Consider the following 18,018-nt stretch of genomic DNA (forward strand, 5'->3'; position numbering starts at 1 on the left):
ATGTCGCGCCGCAGGAGTCAGGTCAATTTGACTCAAAGGCAGTCAGATTGACTCGATTCCAAAAGAGTCATAATGACTACCAACCCTGCGCAACCCTTGATATCAAAGGCTGTCCGGCATGGCCCGAAAATTGACTGCTCCCCCGTAGCCATTTGGCTGAAGACCAAAAACGGGAGTCGAACATGGATCATGTTTTTCAGGGCAAGCTTGCCGTCCTCACCGGTGCCAGTTCGGGCATAGGCCTGGCCGCTACCGAGCGTCTGCTGGATCAAGGCGCGCGCGTATTGGCCATGTCGCGAAAACTCGGCGCACTGGCCGAACTGCTTGAACGGTATCCCCACCAACTGGTCTGGCATCCCGGCGATGTCACTCAAGCCTCTGACCTTGGCTCCTTGGCCGAGCAGGCTGCGAGTCTGGGCCCGGTGAGCTTCGTGGTGCCCAATGCCGGTATCGCAGAGCTCGCCGACGGGCTCGACAGCTCGGCGTTCGATCGCCAATGGGCAGTGAACGGCGCCGGCGCCCTGAACACCTTGGCCGCCCTGCGCCCGCACCTTGCAGACAAGGCGTCAGTGGTGTTCATCGGTACTTTTCTGGCCGGAATCAGTTTCGCGGGACTGGCCGCCTATATCGCATCAAAAGCAGCATTGATCGCCCACGCCCGAACCCTCGCGGTCGAGCTGGCACCCCACGGTGTGCGCATCAATTGCGTCTCCCCCGGCCCGACCGCAACGCCGATCTGGTCGACACTGGGCTTGAGCGACGAAGCGCTCGGCGACGTGGCCCAGGGCGTCAACAAACGGCTATTGGGCGGACAATTCCTGGAACCTGCGGCAGTGGCCGACGTCATTCTTTTTCAGTTGGGCAATGGCGCACGCGGCGTCGTCGGGCAGGATTGGGTGGTCGATAGCGGATACACCCTAAGCTAACGCGCATGCACCGATCCGGGCGGGGAGTCAGTCAGTTGGCGACCTGACGATTCCCGCCCGGACCCAGGCAAAACCAGTCCCCAGCGCGACGCCAGTTCCCGGCGCCCCTGCACCGTCAAAGTGAGCGCCCGACTGTCCAGATCCTGCGTCACCCATTTGCGCTTCAACGCGGCCTGCAACAACGCGGCCCCGAGCGAACCGCCCAGATGCGGCCGACGCATGCTCCAGTCGAGGCACGGGCAGGCAAAGCGGCGGCGCATCGTCGACAGATCCTTGACCTCAATGCCCAGCCCTTCAAAAAACGCCTCCCCGCTTTCACTGAGGCGATAACCCTGCTCATCGGTTTCCACCAGCCATCCCGCCTCGAGCAAGCGGTCATGCAGCAACACCGCCAGCGTCCCGGCCATATGGTCGTAGCAGGTGCGGGCAAATTGCAGGCGATCCGGCGTGTGTGGTTTGAAGGTCGGCGCGGGGTTTTGGCCGATCACCATCAGCGCTTCCAGCGCCTGGGCCACGCGCTTGTCGGCGAGGCTGTAATAACGGTGACGGCCCTGCACATGCAGGCGCACCAAGGCCAGGTCCTTGAGCTTGGCCAGGTGCGCGCTGGCGGTCGAGGCGCTGACGTCGGCGAGGGTCGCCAGCTCCGTGGCGGTGCGGGCGTGGCCGTCCATCAGCGAGCACAGCATTTTGGTCCGCGCCGGTTCCGCGATGGCGGCGGCCACTTGCGAGACGCCGATGTCTTGATGTTCTGCGTGCATATTTCGCTCCCGGACGAATCATCGCCCTCAAGGACTGGAAATGTTAGCAGTCCTCCACGCATCCCAATTTTGGGGCTTGAGGATCAAATCCATGCAGGCGTTGGAAAACGATGAACGGTGGCAAAACCTGACAGAAATGACAGTAGAAAAGAATCTTCAAAAAGCCTTTCCTGTAATAGCAACTCCACACACCTTTTAATGATTTCAGCGATGGGAGGAAACAGGACATGTCTACACCAATCGTCACTACGCGTAAAACCGGAACAGTCGAGAAGAGTTTTACCAACGGCAATGAATTCTTTATATCCGTCAAACCCGATGATGGAGGCAGCTCTACATCATTTCGGGTGAATAATCCCAACTCATTCAAAATCGGAAGTAAGGTTTCGTACACCATAACCACAGGCCCAGCGGGCACCCTATTAAGCGATCCTTTGCCAGTCGCTTAGCTTGGCTACCCCCCTCTTTCCCCTTCTCTCCGACTCATGGAAGGGGAACCTGCACATGACATGAATCCCTCTTACTCTTCGGAAAAGTGCCTACATCGTTAAGCCGAATCTTGTACTGCTTTTCTGGCGTGCATATTTCGCTCCCGGACGAATCACCGCCCTCAAGGACTGGAGATAGTAGCAACACTTTCCCCACCGACAAGGTTGCGATCCATGGACCCGATCATCGCTGCGACTCACGCCGATCCCTACCCCTACTACGCCGAACTGCGCGCAGCGGGCGGGCTGACTTTTCATCACGGACTGAAACTGTGGGTCGCCAGCAGCTCCCGGGCGGTGTGCGCGGTGCTGGCGCATCCAGATTGCTGCGTGCGCCCGGTGCAGGAACCGGTGCCCAAAGCCATCGTCGATGGCATGGCGGGCAAGGTGTTCGGCCAGTTGATGCGCATGAATGACGGTGAGGCTCAGCGCTGCCCGCGTTCGGCCATAGAGCCGCCGTTGGGGTTGATTGATCGGGAAGAAGTCAGCGCGCTGGTGTCCGCGCGGCTGATCACAAACGATGCCGACGGCCTCTACAAAGCAATGTTTCGCGGCCCCGTGTGCGTGGTTGCGTCGCTGCTCGGATTCACCCCGGCGCAAGCCCGCGTAATCAGTGAACTGACGGCGGATTTCGCGGCGTGCCTGTCGCCGCTGAGCAATGACCTGCAACTGGCGGCAGCGCATCGGGCGGCGGAGCAATTGCGCGGATACTTCATTGAGTTGCTGTCGGACCCGAACCCGTTTCTCGCCGACATTCGCCAGCGTTTTGTCGGCGATGAGGACGTGCTACTCGCCAACCTGATCGGCCTCTGTTCGCAGACGTTCGAGGCCACCGCCGGGCTTATCGGTAATGCGCTGGTGGCGTTGCAGCGTCAGCCTGAATTACGCTTGGCGTCAGTGGATTCGTTGCTGGCTGAAGTCCAACGCTTCGATCCATCGGTACAGAACACCCGTCGATTTGTGGCGAACAGCTGTGAAATCGACGGCGTGCGGCTGGAAGCAGGTGACGTGATTCTGGTGCTGCTGGCCTCGGCCAATCGCGATCCGGCACTCAATGAAAACCCGGATCGTTTTATGCCGGATCGCCCGAACCGCCGCAGCTTCACGTTTGGCAGCGGTCGGCATCAATGTCCCGGACAAATGCTGGCGATGACGATCGCCCGCGCCACGCTCACTGAAATCCTCGCCCGCGACATCGATCCGGGGCGACTCGCGTGGCACTACCGGCCTTCGCTGAATGGACGAATTCCGATGTTCAGCGAGATGCAGACTTAAGCATCGCTGCAATCAAGGATCAGGTGGCCCATTCCAGGGATGCAGGCAACTGGAAACAGAGGTCTACTTCCAGTTTTGCGGCGGCCGACAGGTTGACCAGCGCGTCCAGCGAGAACTTGTCGATTTTGCCGTTGAGTACGTCGTTGAGACGCGGCTGAGTGATGCCAAGACGCTTGGCCGCCTCTTTCTGGGGAAGCTCCCACGCACGAATCGTTTCGCAAAGCGTGCGCATCAGCTTGGCCCGCAGACGCATGTTGGCCGCTTCATGCGGCGTGTCTTCCAGTGCGTCCCAGATGTTTGAGAAACGTTGGGGTGGGTTTTGATGATCCTTCATGTTTCACCTGTTCCTGGCATTTGAACGTGCCACGCAGGCTATATCGAAACCGATATAAATCAAGCTCAAAGTGGCTTATTAAATATTCGGTATCACAAAGAGGATGTTCACAAGCAAACACGCTTCACAGGCCGACGGCGACCTTTTACGTGAGCCATAAAGCCTGACAAATGAAGCATCATTTTGCCCTCATCCGCGAGGCTACATCGCCTTGCGCCTTTGCCTACAACTACGCCAGAATCCGCCGGCTTGTGCGGTTTTGAGGGCGTCAGTAACTTGGTCCGCGTCACTGAATGGTCAGTGATCGGGTTTAGTCGCTCGATGATTTCTCAAAACTTTACATGTGCTCCAGACAGTCAGGTGACCTTCATCTGCACTCTATGGCGGCTGTGTGCAGGGCACCCTCGGGTGCGCCGGTTTTGGGAAGTCGCCGGTCGACTAACCTGCGTACAGCTGCCACCTTTTCGTTTAGTCGCGAGGTGGTGTCGGCATCACTTTGAGGCTTTCCCGAATGTTCAAATACGTCCCCGATCCACCCGAAACAGACAAACCCAGCGAATCCGATCCGGCCTCGCCCTACGCCTCCGCCGATTCCAGAAAACTCCACGAAGCCGCCGAGCGCGCCCTCGACCATTACCTGAAACCCACCGCCCCGAAACAACACTGCCCCGGCCGCATGTTCCTCGTCGCCCCCGACCTGGATCAACATGCGCTGCTGGCCCACGCCTGCGAATCGATGACTTCGGCCAGCGTGATGCTCAGCGACTTCGCCGCGCTGCTGGACCCACCCTACCGCAGCACCGTGCTGGGCATCGCCCAAGTGGTGATGTGTGGCGAACTGGCTGTGAACCGGGCGCTGGACACTCTCGATGCCACGACCTGAGGAACACCCATGGAAAGCAAATCCGATGCACACATCGTCGCCGCCCTGATCTCCATCGGCCTCAACGAGAAAGACAGCCAATGGGCCCAGAAAGCCTGTTTGCTACTGCTCGAGAGCGAACGGAAATCCATCGTCAGCGCCGCACTCACCGCACTCACCCAACTCGCCCGTGACCATGGCGAACTGGACCGCAGCCGCCTGCTGCCGGCACTCACCAGCGTAAAACGCAGATTCCCAAGCCTGACCGGCACGGTTGCCGCGACGCTGGATGAGATGGCGATGGCTGCGTAACACCTGGGGCATAAGGCAAGAAAAAACCCGCTGCCTCCGTGAAGGGAGGCAGCGGGTTTTTATGACTTCAGCGATGAAACGGGCAATCAATCCTCCCGCGTCAAAACCTCAAGCAACTCAATCTCGAACACCAAATTCGAATTCGGCGGAATCTTGCCCATCGTCCGCTCGCCGTAACCCAGATGCGCCGGCACCAGCAGCTTGCGCTTGCCGCCCACCTGCATGCCCATGATCCCTTGATCCCAACCCTTGATCACCCGGCCCGTGCCGATCACGCACTGAAACGGCTTGCCCCGGCTCCAGGACGAATCGAATTCGGTGCCGTCTTCCAGCCAACCGGTGTATTGGGTGGTGATCAACGCGCCTTTGACGGCGGCTTTTCCGTCTCCGGGCTGAAGATCGATTATCTGCAGTTCATCATTCATAACATTCGCTCTATTGTTCCGCTGGCCGCCGTTTTCCCAGAAATACCGGCCATTGGCAACCGTTTGGCCCAAGGTTGCCGCTGTTTCCGGCGTTGGCCGTGAATTAAGATAGCGACGCGCCATCACTCCCGGATCGATACGCCATGTCAGCGACGCTTGAATGACTCAACTCTGGATCAGCTTCGCCATTGTCGTTGTGCTGTTGGTCGTGATCGCCGTTCTGATCCGCCGAGTGCGCGAGCTTCGTCAGCAAATCGCCGAGTATCGCGAACTGCTCACCCGCGCCGCCGAGGGCCAGAACATCCGTCAGGATGGCGACGCCGACCGCTTCAAGCGCAGCCAGTATTTTGCGCGGATCGGCACTTGGGATTGGGAAGTCGACACGGATCGACTCTATTGGTCCGACGCAATATTCGGCATGTTCGGCTTCAAGATCGGCGAAGTGACACCCTCCTACGCCCTGTTCTGCTCCTGCGTACACCCCGACGACCGCGCCCGGGTGCGCGCCGGGGAATTGCGGTGCCTGAAGACCGGTGAAAACCATGATGAGGAATACCGCGTGGTCTGGCCCGACGGCACGATTCGCTGGCTGCGGGAAACCGGTAACGTGGTGCGCAACGATCACGACGCGGTTATCAAGATGATGGGTGTGGTACGCGACATCACCGAAGAAAAGGCCTCGGCCAGCTACCTCCAGCACTTGGCTCACTTCGACCCGTTGACCGGCCTGCCGAATCGGCTGGTGCTGGAGGAACGGCTATCGGAAGCACTGGAACATGCCCGCGTGACCGAAACGCGGGTGGCGCTGGTGTTCATCGATCTCAACGGCTTCAAAGCGATCAACGACCGCTACGGTCACGCCGCCGGCGACCGCGTTCTGATCACCACCGCTACGCGCCTGAAACGCATCCTGCGGGTCAGCGACACCGTCGCGCGGATCGGCGGCGACGAATTCGTGGTCATCCTGCAAGGCCTCGCCCCCGGCCTGAACCTGCAGGACGAAGCGCGCAGCATCTGCCAGAAAATCTTCATCGAACTGTCCCCGCCGACTCCCATCGGCAACGAACAACGCCATATCGGCACCAGCCTCGGCGTCGCCGTATTCCCCGACCACGCACCGACCATGGACCGCTTGCTGCACATTGCGGATCTGGCGATGTATGAGGCCAAGCGCAGCGGGAATAATCAGTATCGATTGGGCGGCGGGCAAGCGCTGAGTCATGGCCGGGCTGATTGAGCCCGAGGCTATTTCTCCACCGGCTGAATCGCCACAATCGTCCCGTTGGTAATCATCACCATCACGTACTTGTCATTGATCTGCACCCACTGCGCTTGCGGTTCCGGCTGCTTGAGGCCTTTCTGTTTCCAGTTTTTGATGGCTTTTTCGCTGCGCTGGTAGATATCCGGGGCGCGGTCGTTGACGTTCAGTTCGCGGTTGCCGGTCGGTGATTGCTCGACAGTGTCGTTCGAGGTTTGCGCCGCTTGAACGAGGGGGCTGATCCCGGCGATGCCGGCGACTAGGGCCAGGCTGGCGATTAGGGTCTTGTTGTTCATCGGTGAACCTCCTTCAGATGTGTGATACCTGAACTCCGACTGCGGGGTTCCGGAATCATTCCTTGTTTATTGATGGAAGTTGAGATTGTAGTCGCGCCCCGGAACGCGATCCGGGCTCGTCCGCCACCGGGCGAATACAGTCAACGGCATCCATTTGCGATAAGATCGCGCGCCCCCACAGAGTGAGCAAGGACATCACCGTGAAAATCTATCTCATCGTCAATCTGGTGTTGCTGGCGCTGCTGGGGCTCTACGCTGTCAGTCTCTTCAACAAACTTGTTGCCCGGCGCAACGAGATCAAAAACGCATTTGCCCAGGTCGAAGTGCAGCTCAAACGCCGCTATGACCTGATCCCCAATCTGGTCAGCATCGCCAAGGGTTATCTCGCCCATGAGCGCGAAACCCTTGAAGCGGTGATCGCCGCGCGCAATGCCGCCGTGGCCGGACTTGAGGCTGCACAGGCGAAACCGGGCAGCGCCCAGAACATCGCGCAATTGGGGCTGGCGGACAGCGCACTCAGCAGCGCGGTGGGTTGCTTGAACCTGACGCTGGAGGCTTATCCGGAACTCAAGGCCTCGCAGAACATGCAACAACTGAGCGAAGAGCTGAGCAGCACCGAAAACAAGGTGAGCTTCGCGCGCCAGGCGTTCAACGATGCGGTGATGGCCTACAACACGCTCAAGCAGAGCTTTCCGGCGGTGCTGCTGGCGGCCAGTTTTGGCCATCGCGAGGATGCGGTTCCGCTGAAGTTTGCCGATACGCTGGCCATCAAGACCGCGCCCAACGTTTCTTTCTGATTGCTGCTCTCCATGGATGGCCCGATGAATTTTTTTGAACGACAAACCCAGGCCCGAAACCAAACGTCCCGGCTGGTTTACCTGATGATTCTGGCGATTGTCATGCTGATCGGGATGACCAGCCTGCCCTTCGTCTTCAATGGCTTTGAGGATTACCTGAGCGGGACTGGCACGCTGGCGGACGCGTTTCTGGCAATGGCCGTTATCGCATCGTTCATCAGCAGCATCGTGGTGATTGGCGGTCTGCTCAAATATCGGCAACTGCGCGCGGGCGGCAAAGTCGTCGCGGAGAAACTGGGTGGCCGCCTGCTCAATGGCAATGTGCGAACCCTGGACGAGCAGCGGTTGATGAACGTCGTCGAAGAAATGGCGATCGCCTCCGGCACCTGCCTGCCGGCGGTGTATCTGTTACCGGACGAAAGCATCAACGCCTTCGCGGCCGGATTTACACCGGAGGACGCGGCCATTGGTGTGACCCGTGGCGCAGTGAAACTACTGACCCGAGAAGAACTGCAAGGGGTGATCGCCCACGAACTCAGCCACATCTTCAACGGGGACATGCGCCTCAACACGCAACTGGTGGCAGTGGTGCACGGCCTGTTGGTGTTGGGGCTGGCTGGCACTTACATAATGGCCAGCCTGCTCAAGCGCGACAAACGCGACGTGCGGTTGATGCTGGTGGTTTTTGCGCTCGGTGCCGCACTGTGCGTGGCCGGATTTATCGGAAATCTCTATGGCAATTTGATCAAGGCGGCTGTCAGTCGCCAGCGTGAATTCCTCGCCGATGCCAGCGCGGTGCAATACACGCGCAATCCGCAAAGCATTGTCGGTGCCCTGAAAAAAATCGGCGCCCATGCACAAGGCTCGGTGATCAGCTCGCCCCGTGCCGCCGAGTTCAGCCATTTGTTTTTCAGTACCGGCGGCTCAGGTTTGCTGAGCCGGATGTTTGCGACCCACCCTGATCTGAGCGTACGGATTCGTCGGATCGATCCGCAGTGGGACGGGAGTTTTACGACGGCTGCCGCAGCGGGCAGACCGGTGCCAGATCAGATGGCGGCAACGGCGGATTGATTCAGACTAGATGAATTTCTTTGAACAACAGTGCCGGGCCAAACGTCGCTCGGTGCAGCTCGTGATCTTGATGTTTCTCGCCGTACTCGGCTTGATTCTTGTGTCCTGCATGCTCCTGATTCTGCCGTTCTCATACGGCAAAACGCTGGAGAACATGGCGTCGAACTGGCAGTTTTTCGCGACCGTTGCGACGCTGGTAACGGGTGTTGTGTTGCTCGGCGGGCTAATCAAATACGTCGAACTGACAGGGGGTGGAAAAGTGGTCGCGCGCCGTTTGGGCGGTCGTCTGATCAACCATGACGCGCGGACTCTGGAAGAGCGCCGCCTGGTCAACGTGGTGGAGGAAATGGCGTTGGCGTCTGGCACCGCCGTTCCTTGCGTGTATCTGTTGCCGGATCAGGGCATCAATGCATTTGCCGCCGGTTTCACCCCTCAGGATGCAGTGATTGGCGTCACTCAAGGTGCGATAAGCCTGTTGTCACGCGATGAACTGCAAGGCGTGATCGCCCACGAATTCAGCCACATCTATAACGGCGACATGCGCCTGAACACCCAACTGGTCGCGATCGTTCACGGGATCATGGTGATCGGGTTGGCGGGAAACCATCTTTTGCGCGGTCTTGAGGACACACCACACTCATCTGCCAATCGTAAGCAGCCGACCATTCTGGTCAGCATGTTTGGCACTGCGCTGTGCATTGTCGGATTCTCCGGGACGTTCTTCGGCAACCTGATCAAGGCTGCAGTCAGCCGGCAACGCGAATTCCTGGCCGATGCGACCGCCGTGCAATACACCCGCAACCCCGACAGTATTGCCGGGGCACTGAAGAAAATCGGCGGATACAAAATGGGCTCGACCCTCAAGGCCGCTCGTGCCGCCGAGTTCAGCCACCTGTTTTTCGGCCCTGGCACTTCCAGCTCTCTTCTGCTCTCGGGCCATCCGGATCTGCGTGAACGCATTCGCAGGATAGACCCTGACTGGGACGGGACTTTTGTGAACATCGCCGCACCAGCGCAAGACTCGATGGTAGCCAGAACCGTACAGGCAGCGACGCCAAAACAGCTGCCATAGCACGCCATTGATCTGCATAGCACATCAATCCATGCCAACAATGCAATTAACAAATCGATCCCTGCGCGCCACTATCCGCCCCAATAAAAACCGTGCGCCGCCTCCCCGTCGCGCACGTCATAAAAGCGGTGGAGTACTTTTCTATGACAGCCTCAATCCCACACGGCGGCTCGCGGGCCGGCGCCATTTTCCGGGTGACCTCGGGTAACTTCCTCGAACAGTTCGACTTCTTTCTGTTCGGCTTCTACGCCACGCAGATCGCGGCGGTGTTCTTTCCGGCGAGCAGTGAGTTCGCGTCCCTGATGATGACTTTTGCAGTGTTCGGCGCAGGCTTTTTGATGCGTCCGCTGGGGGCTATCGTGCTCGGCGCATACATCGATGACGTCGGTCGTCGCAAAGGTTTGATTGTCACCCTGTCGATCATGGCCAGCGGCACGATACTGATTGTGCTGGTGCCCGGATATGAAACCATCGGCCTGTTTGCCCCCGCGCTGGTGTTGATCGGGCGGCTGCTGCAAGGCTTCTCCGCCGGTGCCGAACTGGGCGGGGTTTCGGTGTATCTCTCGGAGATCGCCACGCCCGGTCGCAAAGGCTTTTTCACCGCCTGGCAGTCGGCCAGTCAGCAGGTGGCCATCGTCGTCGCCGCCGCGCTCGGTTATGGCTTGAACCAATGGATGGCGCCGGAAGCGGTCGCCGATTGGGGCTGGCGTATTCCGTTTTTCGTCGGTTGCATGATCGTGCCGTTCATCTTCTTTCTGCGGCGCAACCTCGCGGAGACCGAAGAGTTCGCCGCTCGTAAACATCGTCCGAGCATGAAGGAAGTGTTCCGCACCCTCGGCCAGAACTGGGGCGTGGTGCTGGGCGGGATGCTGATGGTTGCCCTGACCACCACCGCGTTTTACTTGATCACCGTGTACGCACCGACCTTCGGCAAAACCGTGCTGCACCTGAGCACTTCCGATGCATTGCTGGTGACGCTGCTGGTGGGCGTTTCCAACTTCTTCTGGCTGCCGATTGGCGGTGCATTGTCCGACCGCGTCGGCCGCCGTCCGGTGCTGATCGCCATGGCGTTGCTGGCCCTGGCCACCACGTATCCAGCGCTGTCGTACCTGGTGCAGGCGCCGAGCTTCAGCCACATGCTGTTGTCGCTGTTGTGGCTGTCGTTCATCTACGGTTTGTACAACGGCGCGATGATCCCGGCCCTGACCGAGATCATGCCGGTGGAAGTGCGGGTGGCCGGTTTCTCCCTGGCCTATAGCCTCGCCACTGCCGTGTTCGGCGGGTTCACCCCGGCAATGTCGACCTTCCTGATTGAGTACACCGGCGACAAAGCCGCACCGGGTTACTGGATGAGCATCGGCGCGCTCTGCGCATTGGGCGCGACGCTTTATCTGTATCGCCGGGCCGGCGGTCGTCTGCAACCTGTTACTGCCTGAGAACATCACCATGAAAAAACTGTTTACCGTTACCGCCCTGCTCGCCGGTCTTGCGTTCAACGTTGCGGCCCAGGCCGAAGAACTGCGGGTCATGACTTCCGGCGGTTTCACCGCCGCCTACAAGATCCTCGGGCCGAAATTCGCCGCCGCCACCGGCAACACGCTGGACACCCAACTCGGTCCGTCGATGGGCAAGGCGCCGGAGGCAATCCCCAATCGCCTCGCCCGTGGTGAAAAGGCCGACGTGGTGATCATGGTCGGCTACGCCCTCGATGATCTGATCAAGCAAGGCAAGGTTGATCCGGCTTCGCGGGTGGAGCTGGCGGATTCGCGAATCGGCCTGGTAGTGCGCGAAGGCGCGCCGAAACCGGACATCAGCAACGTCGATGCCCTGAAGAAAACCCTGCTGGATGCAAAATCGGTGGCTTACTCCGACAGCGCCAGCGGCGTGTACATCGAGCAGCAATTGTTCAAAAAACTGGGTATCGAAGATCAGCTGAAACCGAAGGCGAAGATGATCCCGAAAATCCCGGTGGGCTCGGTGGTCGCCACCGGCGACTATCAACTGGGCTTCCAGCAGGTCAGCGAATTGCTGCCGGTGCCGGGGGTGAGTTTTGTGGCGAAGATTCCGGAGTCGGTGCAGTCGGTGACGCGATTTGCAGCAGGGATTCCGGTAGGTGCGCAGCATCCGCAGGAAGCCAAGGCGTTGCTCGCTTATCTCGCCGCGCCTGCCGCCCAGGCTGACGTGCAGGCCACCGGGCTGGATTCGGTCAAGCGCTGACCGTCGGCGGCTGGACTTTCATTTCCACCACCAGCCGCTCCAGTTCCAGTGCCGCCGGGGTCAGCGTACGACCCCGGCGTTTGATGATGCCGACGCTGCGCATCACTTGCGGGTCAGTCAGCGGCACCCGCGTCAGAATCGGATGATCCGCCGCCGGCATCGCCATCAATGGCACCGCCGCCACGCCCAACCCCGCCTCCACCAGACCGATCATGGTCGTCACATGCCGCGTCTCGCAAATGCTCGGGCGCTGCGGCACCACTTTGGCCAGCGCCTGATCGAGCAAAAAACGATTGCCGGAAGTCTTGTCCAGCGAGATGTAATCCTGCCGGTAGAACTCCTCCCAGGTCACGCTGCTGCGCCCGGCCAGCGGATGATCGCGGCGACAGGCGACTACGTAGCTCTCCTGCACCAGCGGTTCGAAATCCACGCCCGCCTCCTGGGTGCCCATGAAACTCAGACCGAAATCCGCCTCGCCGTTGACCACTGCGCTCAGCACGTCGTGGGCGCTGGAATCGAGGACTTTGACTTTGATTCGCGGAAACTGCCGGTGATAACGGGCGACGACGCTCGGCATGAAGTAGTACGCCGCCGACGGCACGCAAGCGACGGTCACGTGGCCCTGCCGATTCGAGGCGACCTCACTGATGCCGAGCAACGCGACGTCCAGATCGTCGAGCAAGCGTTCGACGCTGGGCATGAAACCGCGTCCGGCCTGGGTCAGGCTGACCTTGCGCGTGGTGCGCTCGAACAGCTTCACGCCGAGAGCGTCTTCGAGCTTTTCGATGCGCCGGCTCAGGGCCGGTTGCGACAGGCGCACGGTGTCGGCGGCCTTGCGGAAACTGCCCTGCTCGACGACGGCGCGAAAGGCTTGCAGGTCGTTGAGGTCGAAGTTGATGGCCATGGAAGACTCGGGAGGAATTGATTCGCTGAGGCTATAAATGTAACCAATTGATGCAAATTATTACAGAAGCACATCTGCTCAATCAGGCTCTGCGCTGGATCTGCAATCATTTCAGCCTTTATCCTTGTCGCCCCCCGCCGTACCGCGTTACTGGAGTTCCGCTCATGCCCCATGAAGGCAATCTGTTGCAAGCCGCCGTCGTCTTTCTCTTCGCCGCCGTGCTCACCGTTCCCCTGGCCAAGCGCCTGCAACTGGGCGCGGTGCTCGGTTATCTGTTTGCCGGGGTGATCATCGGCCCGTCGGTGCTGGGCCTGATCGGCAATCCGCAGAGCGTCAGCCATATCTCGGAACTGGGCGTGGTGCTGCTGTTGTTCATCATCGGTCTGGAGTTGTCGCCGCGACGTTTATGGGTGATGCGCAAATCGGTATTCGGCGTGGGTCTGGCGCAGGTGCTGCTGACCGGTTCGGTGATCGGGGTGCTGGCGCTGTCGGTGTTCGGTCAGCCGTTGAACAGCGCGATTGTCTTGGGCCTGGGTCTGGCGCTGTCGTCCACCGCGTTCGGGTTGCAAAGCCTGGCGGAACGCAAAGAGCTGACCAGCCCCCACGGTCGCCTGGCGTTTGCGATTCTGCTGTTCCAGGACATCGCCGCGATCCCGCTGATCGCCCTGGTGCCGATGCTCGCGGGGGTCGATCACCACACCAGCACCGCCGACGACGTGCGCCACAGTTTGCAGGTGCTCGGCGGCATCGCGGTGGTGGTGATCGGCGGACGTTATCTGTTGCGTCCAGTGTTTCGCATCGTGGCGAAAACCGGTCTGCCGGAAGTCTCCACCGCCACCGCGTTGCTGGTGGTGATAGGCACGGCGTGGCTGATGGACATGGTTGGTGTGTCGATGGCGCTGGGCGCGTTTCTCGCGGGCCTGCTGCTGGCGGATTCGGAATATCGCCATGAGCTGGAAGCGCAGATCGAACCGTTCAAGGGCCTGCTGCTGGGGCTGTTTTTCATCAGCGTCGGCATGGGCGCCAACCTCAGTCTGCTGCTCAGCGCGCCGATCACGGTGCTGGGGCTGACGCTGCTGCTGATCGCCCTGAAGTTGCCGCTGCTGTTTGTGGTCGGGCGTCTGGCCGGCGGGTTGAACAAGGTCAGCGCGATTCGCCTCGGCATCGTGCTGGCGGCGGGCGGTGAATTTGCGTTTGTGGTGTTCAAGATCGGTCGCGATCAGGGGCTGTTCGAACCGCGTCTGTACGATCTGCTGGTGCTGACCATCACCCTGTCGATGGCGGTCACGCCGCTGTTGCTGTTGATTTGCGCACGACTGGTCAGCCCGAAGGTGCAGCCGGTGGAAGTGCCGGAGAAGTTCCGCCAGATCGAGACCGAAACCCCACGGGTGGTGATCGCCGGCATGGGCCGGATGGGCCAGATCGTGGCGCGGATCCTGCGGGCGCAGAACATCAAGTTCGTGGCGCTGGATACCTCGGTGGAGACTATCGAACTGTCGCGCAGTTTTGGGGGTGTGCCGGTGTTCTACGGTGATCCGATGCGTCCGGAAATCCTCAATGCGGCCAAGGCCGGGGAAGCGGAGTATTTCGTGATTGCCACGGACGATCCGGAAACCAACATCAAGACCGCCGAGATCGTGCGCAAGCTCTACCCGCACATGAAGATCATCGCCCGGGCGCGTAACCGGCAGCATGTGCATCGGTTGGTGGATGTGGGGGCCGATCCAATCCGGGAAACCTATTACTCCAGTCTGGAAATGAGCCGCCGTACGCTGGTTGGCCTCGGCTTGACCCAGGCCCAGGCCGATGCGCGGATCAAGCGCTTCAAGCACCATGATGAACAGGTGCTGGAAGCTCAACACGCGGTGTACGACGACGCGGCCAAAGTCCTGCAGACCGCGCAGGAAGCGCGGGCGGAACTGGCCCGGTTGTTCGAGTCGGATCAACTGGAAGAACAATCGGGCAAGTCCTGACGTTTGCAGAGTTGATGATCGTTCCCACGCTCTGCGTGGGAACGATCACAGCTAGCAGGCTCAGGCTATCTCCAGCTCCCTCTCTTCTTTGGCCGGCGCCACTTCAAACCGGTCCGCCAGAAACGGCGTGATGTCCAGCGGCAGCGGTTCATCGTTGACCAGTTTGTCCAGCAACACCCCGGTGATCGCCGACGTCAGCACCCCGGTACGGAAATGCCCGCAGGCGTTGAGATACCCCTCTACCCCGGCCATCGGCCCGAGAATCGGCAACTCGTCCGGCGAACCCGGCCGCAATCCGGCCCAGGTACGCTTGAGGTTGATGTCCGCCAGTTCCGGCAGGCAACGGACGGCGCCCTGCACCAGCCCGGCGATTTCCGGCCAGGTGGTGGTGACGTCGAAGCCTTTGTCCTCGGTGGTGCTGCCGATCAGGATTTCGCCGTTGTCCTTCTGCGCCATGTAGCAATCGCTGGTGGTCAGGCATCCGTTGAGGATTTTCGGCAGGCGCTCGGTCAGCAGAATCTGGCCTTTCACCGGTTTCACCGGAATCCGGATGCCCGTGGCCCACTCGCTCAAGTCCGCTGCCCAGGCGCCGGCGGCGTTGATCAGGGTTTTGCAGTGGAACACCCCGGCTTCAGCCGTCTGCACCCCGGTCACCCGCGTGCCGTGATGCAACACGCCGGTGATGTTGGTGTTGACGAACATGTCCACGCCATTCTGCCGGGCGCCTTCGGTGTAGGCGTCGGCCAGGCGGAACGGGCTGACCTGGTGGTCGCAGAGAAACTCCAGCGCCCCGCGCGCTTCATGGCTGACGCTCGGCTCGGACTCGCGCAATGCCGCCTGATCCAGCCAGCGCACCTGATCGGCCAGGTGCGGAATGCAGCCGACGATGTGCTCGGCGTACAACCGGTCTTCATCGTCATAGATCACGAATTTGAGCCCGGTCTTTTCGAACTTGAAATCCATCCCGTGGTTGTCGCGCAGTTCGCGGTGCAACGCCGGGTACAACGCATTGGACTGCAAGGCGAAATCGAAGAACGACGGCGGCAGAATGTGCGGCGTGCTGGCGTCCACTGCCACCGCCGCGCCCTGGGTTTCGCGCTTGCGGTTGGCCGACATCATGCGGAAGAAAATCACCCCGCAGCCCAGCCCCACCGACTCGCCGATGGCCCACAAGCCACCGGCCGAAGCGCGGGTCGCGTTGCCCGGGCGCTTGGCGTCGATCAGCGCAACCTTGAGGCCTTTGCGCTTGGACAGTTGATAGGCGATGGACGCGCCGATCACACCGCCGCCGGCAATGACCACGTCATAGAACTTACTCATGGGAAACGGCCTCCGTGCCGAGGGACTGGAACGCGGAAAAAGGAATCGGATCGATCGGGAAACGCGGGCGCAGCCAGCCGACATCCTTGCGCCCGGTGGCCTGTCGCAAACGATCGCTGCAATAGCCGACGCACATCCGCCCCTGACAGTCGCCCATGCTTACGCGGGTGCGCATTTTCAGGCTGGCGATGTCTTGCACGCCCTGCTCCAGCGCGCGGTCGATGTCGGCGCGGGTCGCGTGTTCGCAGCGGCAGATCACCGTGTCGGCGGCCGGCAATGCGGTCTGCCCGACGCCGCGTTCGGTGTAGCGATCCACCGCCGCGCGGAAGCGCACGATGGCTTTGAGTTTGCCCAGATAACGGTCGCGACGGACGCGCGCCAGTTCCTCTTCGAGCACACCGCGTTGCAGCAGGATCGAGGTCGCCGCGATCTTGCCGGCCAGCATCGCCGCTTCACCACCACGAATCCCGCCCATGTCACCGGCCAGGTGTACGTGGGGCTCGCTGCTTTGCTGCCAGATGTTGGCGTTGGCGCGCAGGTAGCCGTCGTCGCTGAAGCCGTGATCCAGGCCCATCTGCTGACTCAGTTGGGTACGCGGAATGAAGCCGTAACCGACCGCGAGTGTCTTCGCCTCGAAGCGTTCGACGCGACTCATGTCCGGCTCCCACGTCGCCGAATACGGCGCCACGCTGACGCTTTTCAGTTCGCCGTCGCCGTGCGCCTCGACCACGCCCCAGCCGTAGTTCATCGGGATGCCATGCAATTTCAGATAGGCGAGCATGCTCAAGCCATCGAGGAACAGCTGCGGCTTGTTCAGCAGCGCCAGGCTCTCCTTGGCGATCTTGCCGAATGCGCAAGCCTCGTAGACCCCCGCCACACTCACGCCCGACGCGTGCAACTGGGTCGCCACCAGCGGCAACAGCGGCCCGGTGCCGGCGATCACCACCGGCCCCTGCGGTTTGACCACCCCGCTTTTGATCTGCAATTGCAGACCGCCCAGCATGATCACGCCGGGCAGCGTCCAGCCTGGAAACGGCACGCTGCGTTCGTGGCAACCGGCGGCCAGCAGCAACTGCGGGTATTCGATTTCGTGCAGACGCTCGTCGCCGTCCAGCACCACCAGCGAGCACGTGCCTTCAGCGCCCACCACGCGATGGTTGAGGCGCACGTCGATCAGCCCGGACTGCTCCTGAAAATCACCGTGCAGTTTGCCCAACACCTCGGAATAGCGCGGCCCCAGATAATCCAGCTGCACGCCGTCACGCAGCGGCCCGCGATAGACCACGCCACCCAGGCGCGATGCTTCTTCGAGCAAGGTGCAGCGCACCCCGTGCAGGGCCAGTTCGATGGCCGCCGCCATTCCCGCCGGGCCACCCCCTACGATCACCGGATTCTGGCTCATAGCACCTCCTGCCCGTGAATGCGGTTGACCCGGGTCTCGATCAGCATGCCGTCGCGCACCACGGTCTGGCAGGCACGCCGCTTGTGCCGGCCGTTGATTTTCACCAGGCAGCACTGGCACACGCCCATGCCGCAATAGGCGCCGCTGATCTGGTTGTGATCGTTGCGCGCGACCTGGCGCACGCCGAGGGACTGAATGACGCTGAGCACGGTTTCGCCAATAGCGGCAGTGACCGGCTGGCCGTTGATGTGGACAGTCATATCCGCCTGCGCCAAAGGCTGGATATCGAAGGTTCTTTCTAGGCAGTGCATTGCGATGATCATCCGTG

19 protein-coding genes are annotated in these 18,018 nt (G+C 60.7%); 11 read left to right on the forward strand and 8 right to left on the reverse strand.

Annotated features, from left to right (window positions below; genetic code table 11):
• Positions 1 to 182 precede the first annotated feature (182 nt).
• Complete coding sequence (locus tag ACEN93_RS05565; protein ID WP_074688838.1) at positions 183 to 926, forward strand: SDR family NAD(P)-dependent oxidoreductase; 744 nt, start codon at positions 183 to 185, stop codon at positions 924 to 926.
• On the opposite strand, the gene ACEN93_RS05570 is transcribed toward ACEN93_RS05565, so the two are convergent.
• Entirely contained in the window at positions 923 to 1,684 is a 762-nt protein-coding gene (locus ACEN93_RS05570) for an ArsR/SmtB family transcription factor (RefSeq protein ID WP_495611163.1), read from the reverse strand. The two genes, ACEN93_RS05565 and ACEN93_RS05570, sit on opposite strands and share 4 nt — an antisense overlap.
• Positions 1,685 to 2,346: 662 nt before the next feature.
• Between ACEN93_RS05570 and ACEN93_RS05575 the strand changes: the two genes are divergently transcribed.
• The gene (locus ACEN93_RS05575) at positions 2,347 to 3,447 is read left to right on the forward strand and encodes a cytochrome P450 (RefSeq protein ID WP_495611164.1); all 1,101 of its coding nucleotides are present in this window, start codon (positions 2,347 to 2,349) and stop codon (positions 3,445 to 3,447) included.
• Between the two features lie 19 nt (positions 3,448 to 3,466).
• Here ACEN93_RS05575 and ACEN93_RS05580 read toward each other — a convergent pair whose 3' ends face one another.
• Positions 3,467 to 3,781, reverse strand: coding sequence for a helix-turn-helix domain-containing protein (locus tag ACEN93_RS05580; RefSeq protein WP_039767259.1), 315 nt, complete (start codon positions 3,779 to 3,781; stop codon positions 3,467 to 3,469).
• 511 nt (positions 3,782 to 4,292) lie between these two features.
• Here ACEN93_RS05580 and ACEN93_RS05585 point away from each other — a divergent pair.
• Both ACEN93_RS05585 and ACEN93_RS05590 read left to right on the forward strand, forming a co-directional pair.
• Positions 4,293 to 4,664 (forward strand): DUF6124 family protein, encoded by a 372-nt coding sequence (locus ACEN93_RS05585; RefSeq protein WP_039767261.1) that lies wholly within the window; start codon positions 4,293 to 4,295, stop codon positions 4,662 to 4,664.
• A 9-nt stretch (positions 4,665 to 4,673) separates the two neighbouring features.
• A complete protein-coding gene (locus ACEN93_RS05590) occupies positions 4,674 to 4,955 on the forward strand; it encodes a hypothetical protein (RefSeq protein ID WP_039767262.1) in 282 nt (93 codons plus the stop codon).
• 86 nt (positions 4,956 to 5,041) lie between these two features.
• On the opposite strand, the gene ACEN93_RS05595 is transcribed toward ACEN93_RS05590, so the two are convergent.
• Entirely contained in the window at positions 5,042 to 5,380 is a 339-nt protein-coding gene (locus ACEN93_RS05595; RefSeq protein ID WP_007952931.1) for an FKBP-type peptidyl-prolyl cis-trans isomerase, read from the reverse strand.
• Between the two features lie 160 nt (positions 5,381 to 5,540).
• Between ACEN93_RS05595 and ACEN93_RS05600 the strand changes: the two genes are divergently transcribed.
• A complete protein-coding gene (locus tag ACEN93_RS05600) occupies positions 5,541 to 6,617 on the forward strand; it encodes a diguanylate cyclase domain-containing protein (protein WP_495611165.1) in 1,077 nt (358 codons plus the stop codon).
• An 8-nt stretch (positions 6,618 to 6,625) separates the two neighbouring features.
• Here ACEN93_RS05600 and ACEN93_RS05605 read toward each other — a convergent pair whose 3' ends face one another.
• Positions 6,626 to 6,934: an RcnB family protein gene (locus ACEN93_RS05605; protein WP_011334872.1), complete on the reverse strand. Its 309-nt coding sequence runs from the start codon at positions 6,932 to 6,934 to the stop codon at positions 6,626 to 6,628.
• A 200-nt stretch (positions 6,935 to 7,134) separates the two neighbouring features.
• Between ACEN93_RS05605 and ACEN93_RS05610 the strand changes: the two genes are divergently transcribed.
• The 5 genes from ACEN93_RS05610 (at position 7,135) to ACEN93_RS05630 (ending at position 12,091) form a co-directional block, all read left to right on the forward strand.
• Positions 7,135 to 7,731, forward strand: a complete 597-nt coding sequence (locus tag ACEN93_RS05610; RefSeq protein ID WP_495611166.1) for a LemA family protein — start codon at positions 7,135 to 7,137, stop codon at positions 7,729 to 7,731.
• A gap of 24 nt (positions 7,732 to 7,755) precedes the next feature.
• Positions 7,756 to 8,802: a M48 family metallopeptidase gene (locus ACEN93_RS05615; RefSeq protein WP_074688848.1), complete on the forward strand. Its 1,047-nt coding sequence runs from the start codon at positions 7,756 to 7,758 to the stop codon at positions 8,800 to 8,802.
• 10 nt (positions 8,803 to 8,812) lie between these two features.
• Positions 8,813 to 9,874 carry a M48 family metallopeptidase gene (locus ACEN93_RS05620; protein ID WP_414882805.1) on the forward strand — a complete coding sequence of 354 codons (1,062 nt, stop codon included), beginning with the start codon at positions 8,813 to 8,815 and terminating at the stop codon, positions 9,872 to 9,874.
• A gap of 143 nt (positions 9,875 to 10,017) precedes the next feature.
• Entirely contained in the window at positions 10,018 to 11,310 is a 1,293-nt protein-coding gene (locus tag ACEN93_RS05625) for an MFS transporter (protein WP_495611167.1), read from the forward strand.
• A 10-nt stretch (positions 11,311 to 11,320) separates the two neighbouring features.
• A complete protein-coding gene (locus tag ACEN93_RS05630; protein ID WP_074688852.1) occupies positions 11,321 to 12,091 on the forward strand; it encodes a substrate-binding domain-containing protein in 771 nt (256 codons plus the stop codon).
• Here ACEN93_RS05630 and ACEN93_RS05635 read toward each other — a convergent pair.
• Positions 12,081 to 12,995: a LysR family transcriptional regulator gene (locus tag ACEN93_RS05635; RefSeq protein WP_495611168.1), complete on the reverse strand. Its 915-nt coding sequence runs from the start codon at positions 12,993 to 12,995 to the stop codon at positions 12,081 to 12,083. The two genes, ACEN93_RS05630 and ACEN93_RS05635, sit on opposite strands and share 11 nt — an antisense overlap.
• 164 nt (positions 12,996 to 13,159) lie before the next feature.
• Here ACEN93_RS05635 and ACEN93_RS05640 point away from each other — a divergent pair, with 164 nt between their 5' ends.
• On the forward strand, positions 13,160 to 14,968 hold the full coding sequence (locus ACEN93_RS05640) for a monovalent cation:proton antiporter-2 (CPA2) family protein (protein WP_414882804.1): 1,809 nt from the start codon (positions 13,160 to 13,162) through the stop codon (positions 14,966 to 14,968).
• 60 nt (positions 14,969 to 15,028) lie between these two features.
• Here the strand turns inward: ACEN93_RS05640 and hcnC are convergent, their stop codons facing one another.
• The 3 genes from hcnC to hcnA are packed head-to-tail and all read right to left on the reverse strand — an operon-like array spanning position 15,029 to position 18,001.
• Entirely contained in the window at positions 15,029 to 16,288 is a 1,260-nt protein-coding gene (gene hcnC / locus ACEN93_RS05645) for a cyanide-forming glycine dehydrogenase subunit HcnC (protein ID WP_103385935.1), read from the reverse strand.
• Positions 16,281 to 17,690: a cyanide-forming glycine dehydrogenase subunit HcnB gene (gene hcnB, locus ACEN93_RS05650; protein WP_495611169.1), complete on the reverse strand. Its 1,410-nt coding sequence runs from the start codon at positions 17,688 to 17,690 to the stop codon at positions 16,281 to 16,283. The genes hcnC and hcnB overlap by 8 nt, the downstream gene beginning before the upstream one ends.
• Positions 17,687 to 18,001: a cyanide-forming glycine dehydrogenase subunit HcnA gene (gene hcnA, locus ACEN93_RS05655; RefSeq protein ID WP_064384070.1), complete on the reverse strand. Its 315-nt coding sequence runs from the start codon at positions 17,999 to 18,001 to the stop codon at positions 17,687 to 17,689. The genes hcnB and hcnA overlap by 4 nt, the downstream gene beginning before the upstream one ends.
• Between the last annotated feature and the right edge of the window lie 17 nt (positions 18,002 to 18,018).

This window comes from Pseudomonas sp. Pseusp21 (assembly GCF_059492145.1).

What these genes read in the sequence shown, in the direction of transcription:
- ACEN93_RS05565 (WP_074688838.1), top strand. Translation starts at nt 183, where the DNA reads ATGGATCATGTTTTTCAGGGCAAGCTTGCCGTCCTCACCGGTGCCAGT.
- ACEN93_RS05570 (WP_495611163.1), bottom strand. Translation starts at nt 1,684, where the DNA reads ATGCACGCAGAACATCAAGACATCGGCGTCTCGCAAGTGGCCGCCGCC.
- ACEN93_RS05575 (WP_495611164.1), top strand. Translation starts at nt 2,347, where the DNA reads ATGGACCCGATCATCGCTGCGACTCACGCCGATCCCTACCCCTACTAC.
- ACEN93_RS05580 (WP_039767259.1), bottom strand. Translation starts at nt 3,781, where the DNA reads ATGAAGGATCATCAAAACCCACCCCAACGTTTCTCAAACATCTGGGAC.
- ACEN93_RS05585 (WP_039767261.1), top strand. Translation starts at nt 4,293, where the DNA reads ATGTTCAAATACGTCCCCGATCCACCCGAAACAGACAAACCCAGCGAA.
- ACEN93_RS05590 (WP_039767262.1), top strand. Translation starts at nt 4,674, where the DNA reads ATGGAAAGCAAATCCGATGCACACATCGTCGCCGCCCTGATCTCCATC.
- ACEN93_RS05595 (WP_007952931.1), bottom strand. Translation starts at nt 5,380, where the DNA reads ATGAATGATGAACTGCAGATAATCGATCTTCAGCCCGGAGACGGAAAA.
- ACEN93_RS05600 (WP_495611165.1), top strand. Translation starts at nt 5,541, where the DNA reads ATGACTCAACTCTGGATCAGCTTCGCCATTGTCGTTGTGCTGTTGGTC.
- ACEN93_RS05605 (WP_011334872.1), bottom strand. Translation starts at nt 6,934, where the DNA reads ATGAACAACAAGACCCTAATCGCCAGCCTGGCCCTAGTCGCCGGCATC.
- ACEN93_RS05615 (WP_074688848.1), top strand. Translation starts at nt 7,756, where the DNA reads ATGAATTTTTTTGAACGACAAACCCAGGCCCGAAACCAAACGTCCCGG.
- ACEN93_RS05620 (WP_414882805.1), top strand. Translation starts at nt 8,813, where the DNA reads ATGAATTTCTTTGAACAACAGTGCCGGGCCAAACGTCGCTCGGTGCAG.
- ACEN93_RS05625 (WP_495611167.1), top strand. Translation starts at nt 10,018, where the DNA reads ATGACAGCCTCAATCCCACACGGCGGCTCGCGGGCCGGCGCCATTTTC.
- ACEN93_RS05630 (WP_074688852.1), top strand. Translation starts at nt 11,321, where the DNA reads ATGAAAAAACTGTTTACCGTTACCGCCCTGCTCGCCGGTCTTGCGTTC.
- ACEN93_RS05635 (WP_495611168.1), bottom strand. Translation starts at nt 12,995, where the DNA reads ATGGCCATCAACTTCGACCTCAACGACCTGCAAGCCTTTCGCGCCGTC.
- ACEN93_RS05640 (WP_414882804.1), top strand. Translation starts at nt 13,160, where the DNA reads ATGCCCCATGAAGGCAATCTGTTGCAAGCCGCCGTCGTCTTTCTCTTC.
- hcnC (WP_103385935.1), bottom strand. Translation starts at nt 16,288, where the DNA reads ATGAGTAAGTTCTATGACGTGGTCATTGCCGGCGGCGGTGTGATCGGC.
- hcnB (WP_495611169.1), bottom strand. Translation starts at nt 17,690, where the DNA reads ATGAGCCAGAATCCGGTGATCGTAGGGGGTGGCCCGGCGGGAATGGCG.
- hcnA (WP_064384070.1), bottom strand. Translation starts at nt 18,001, where the DNA reads ATGCACTGCCTAGAAAGAACCTTCGATATCCAGCCTTTGGCGCAGGCG.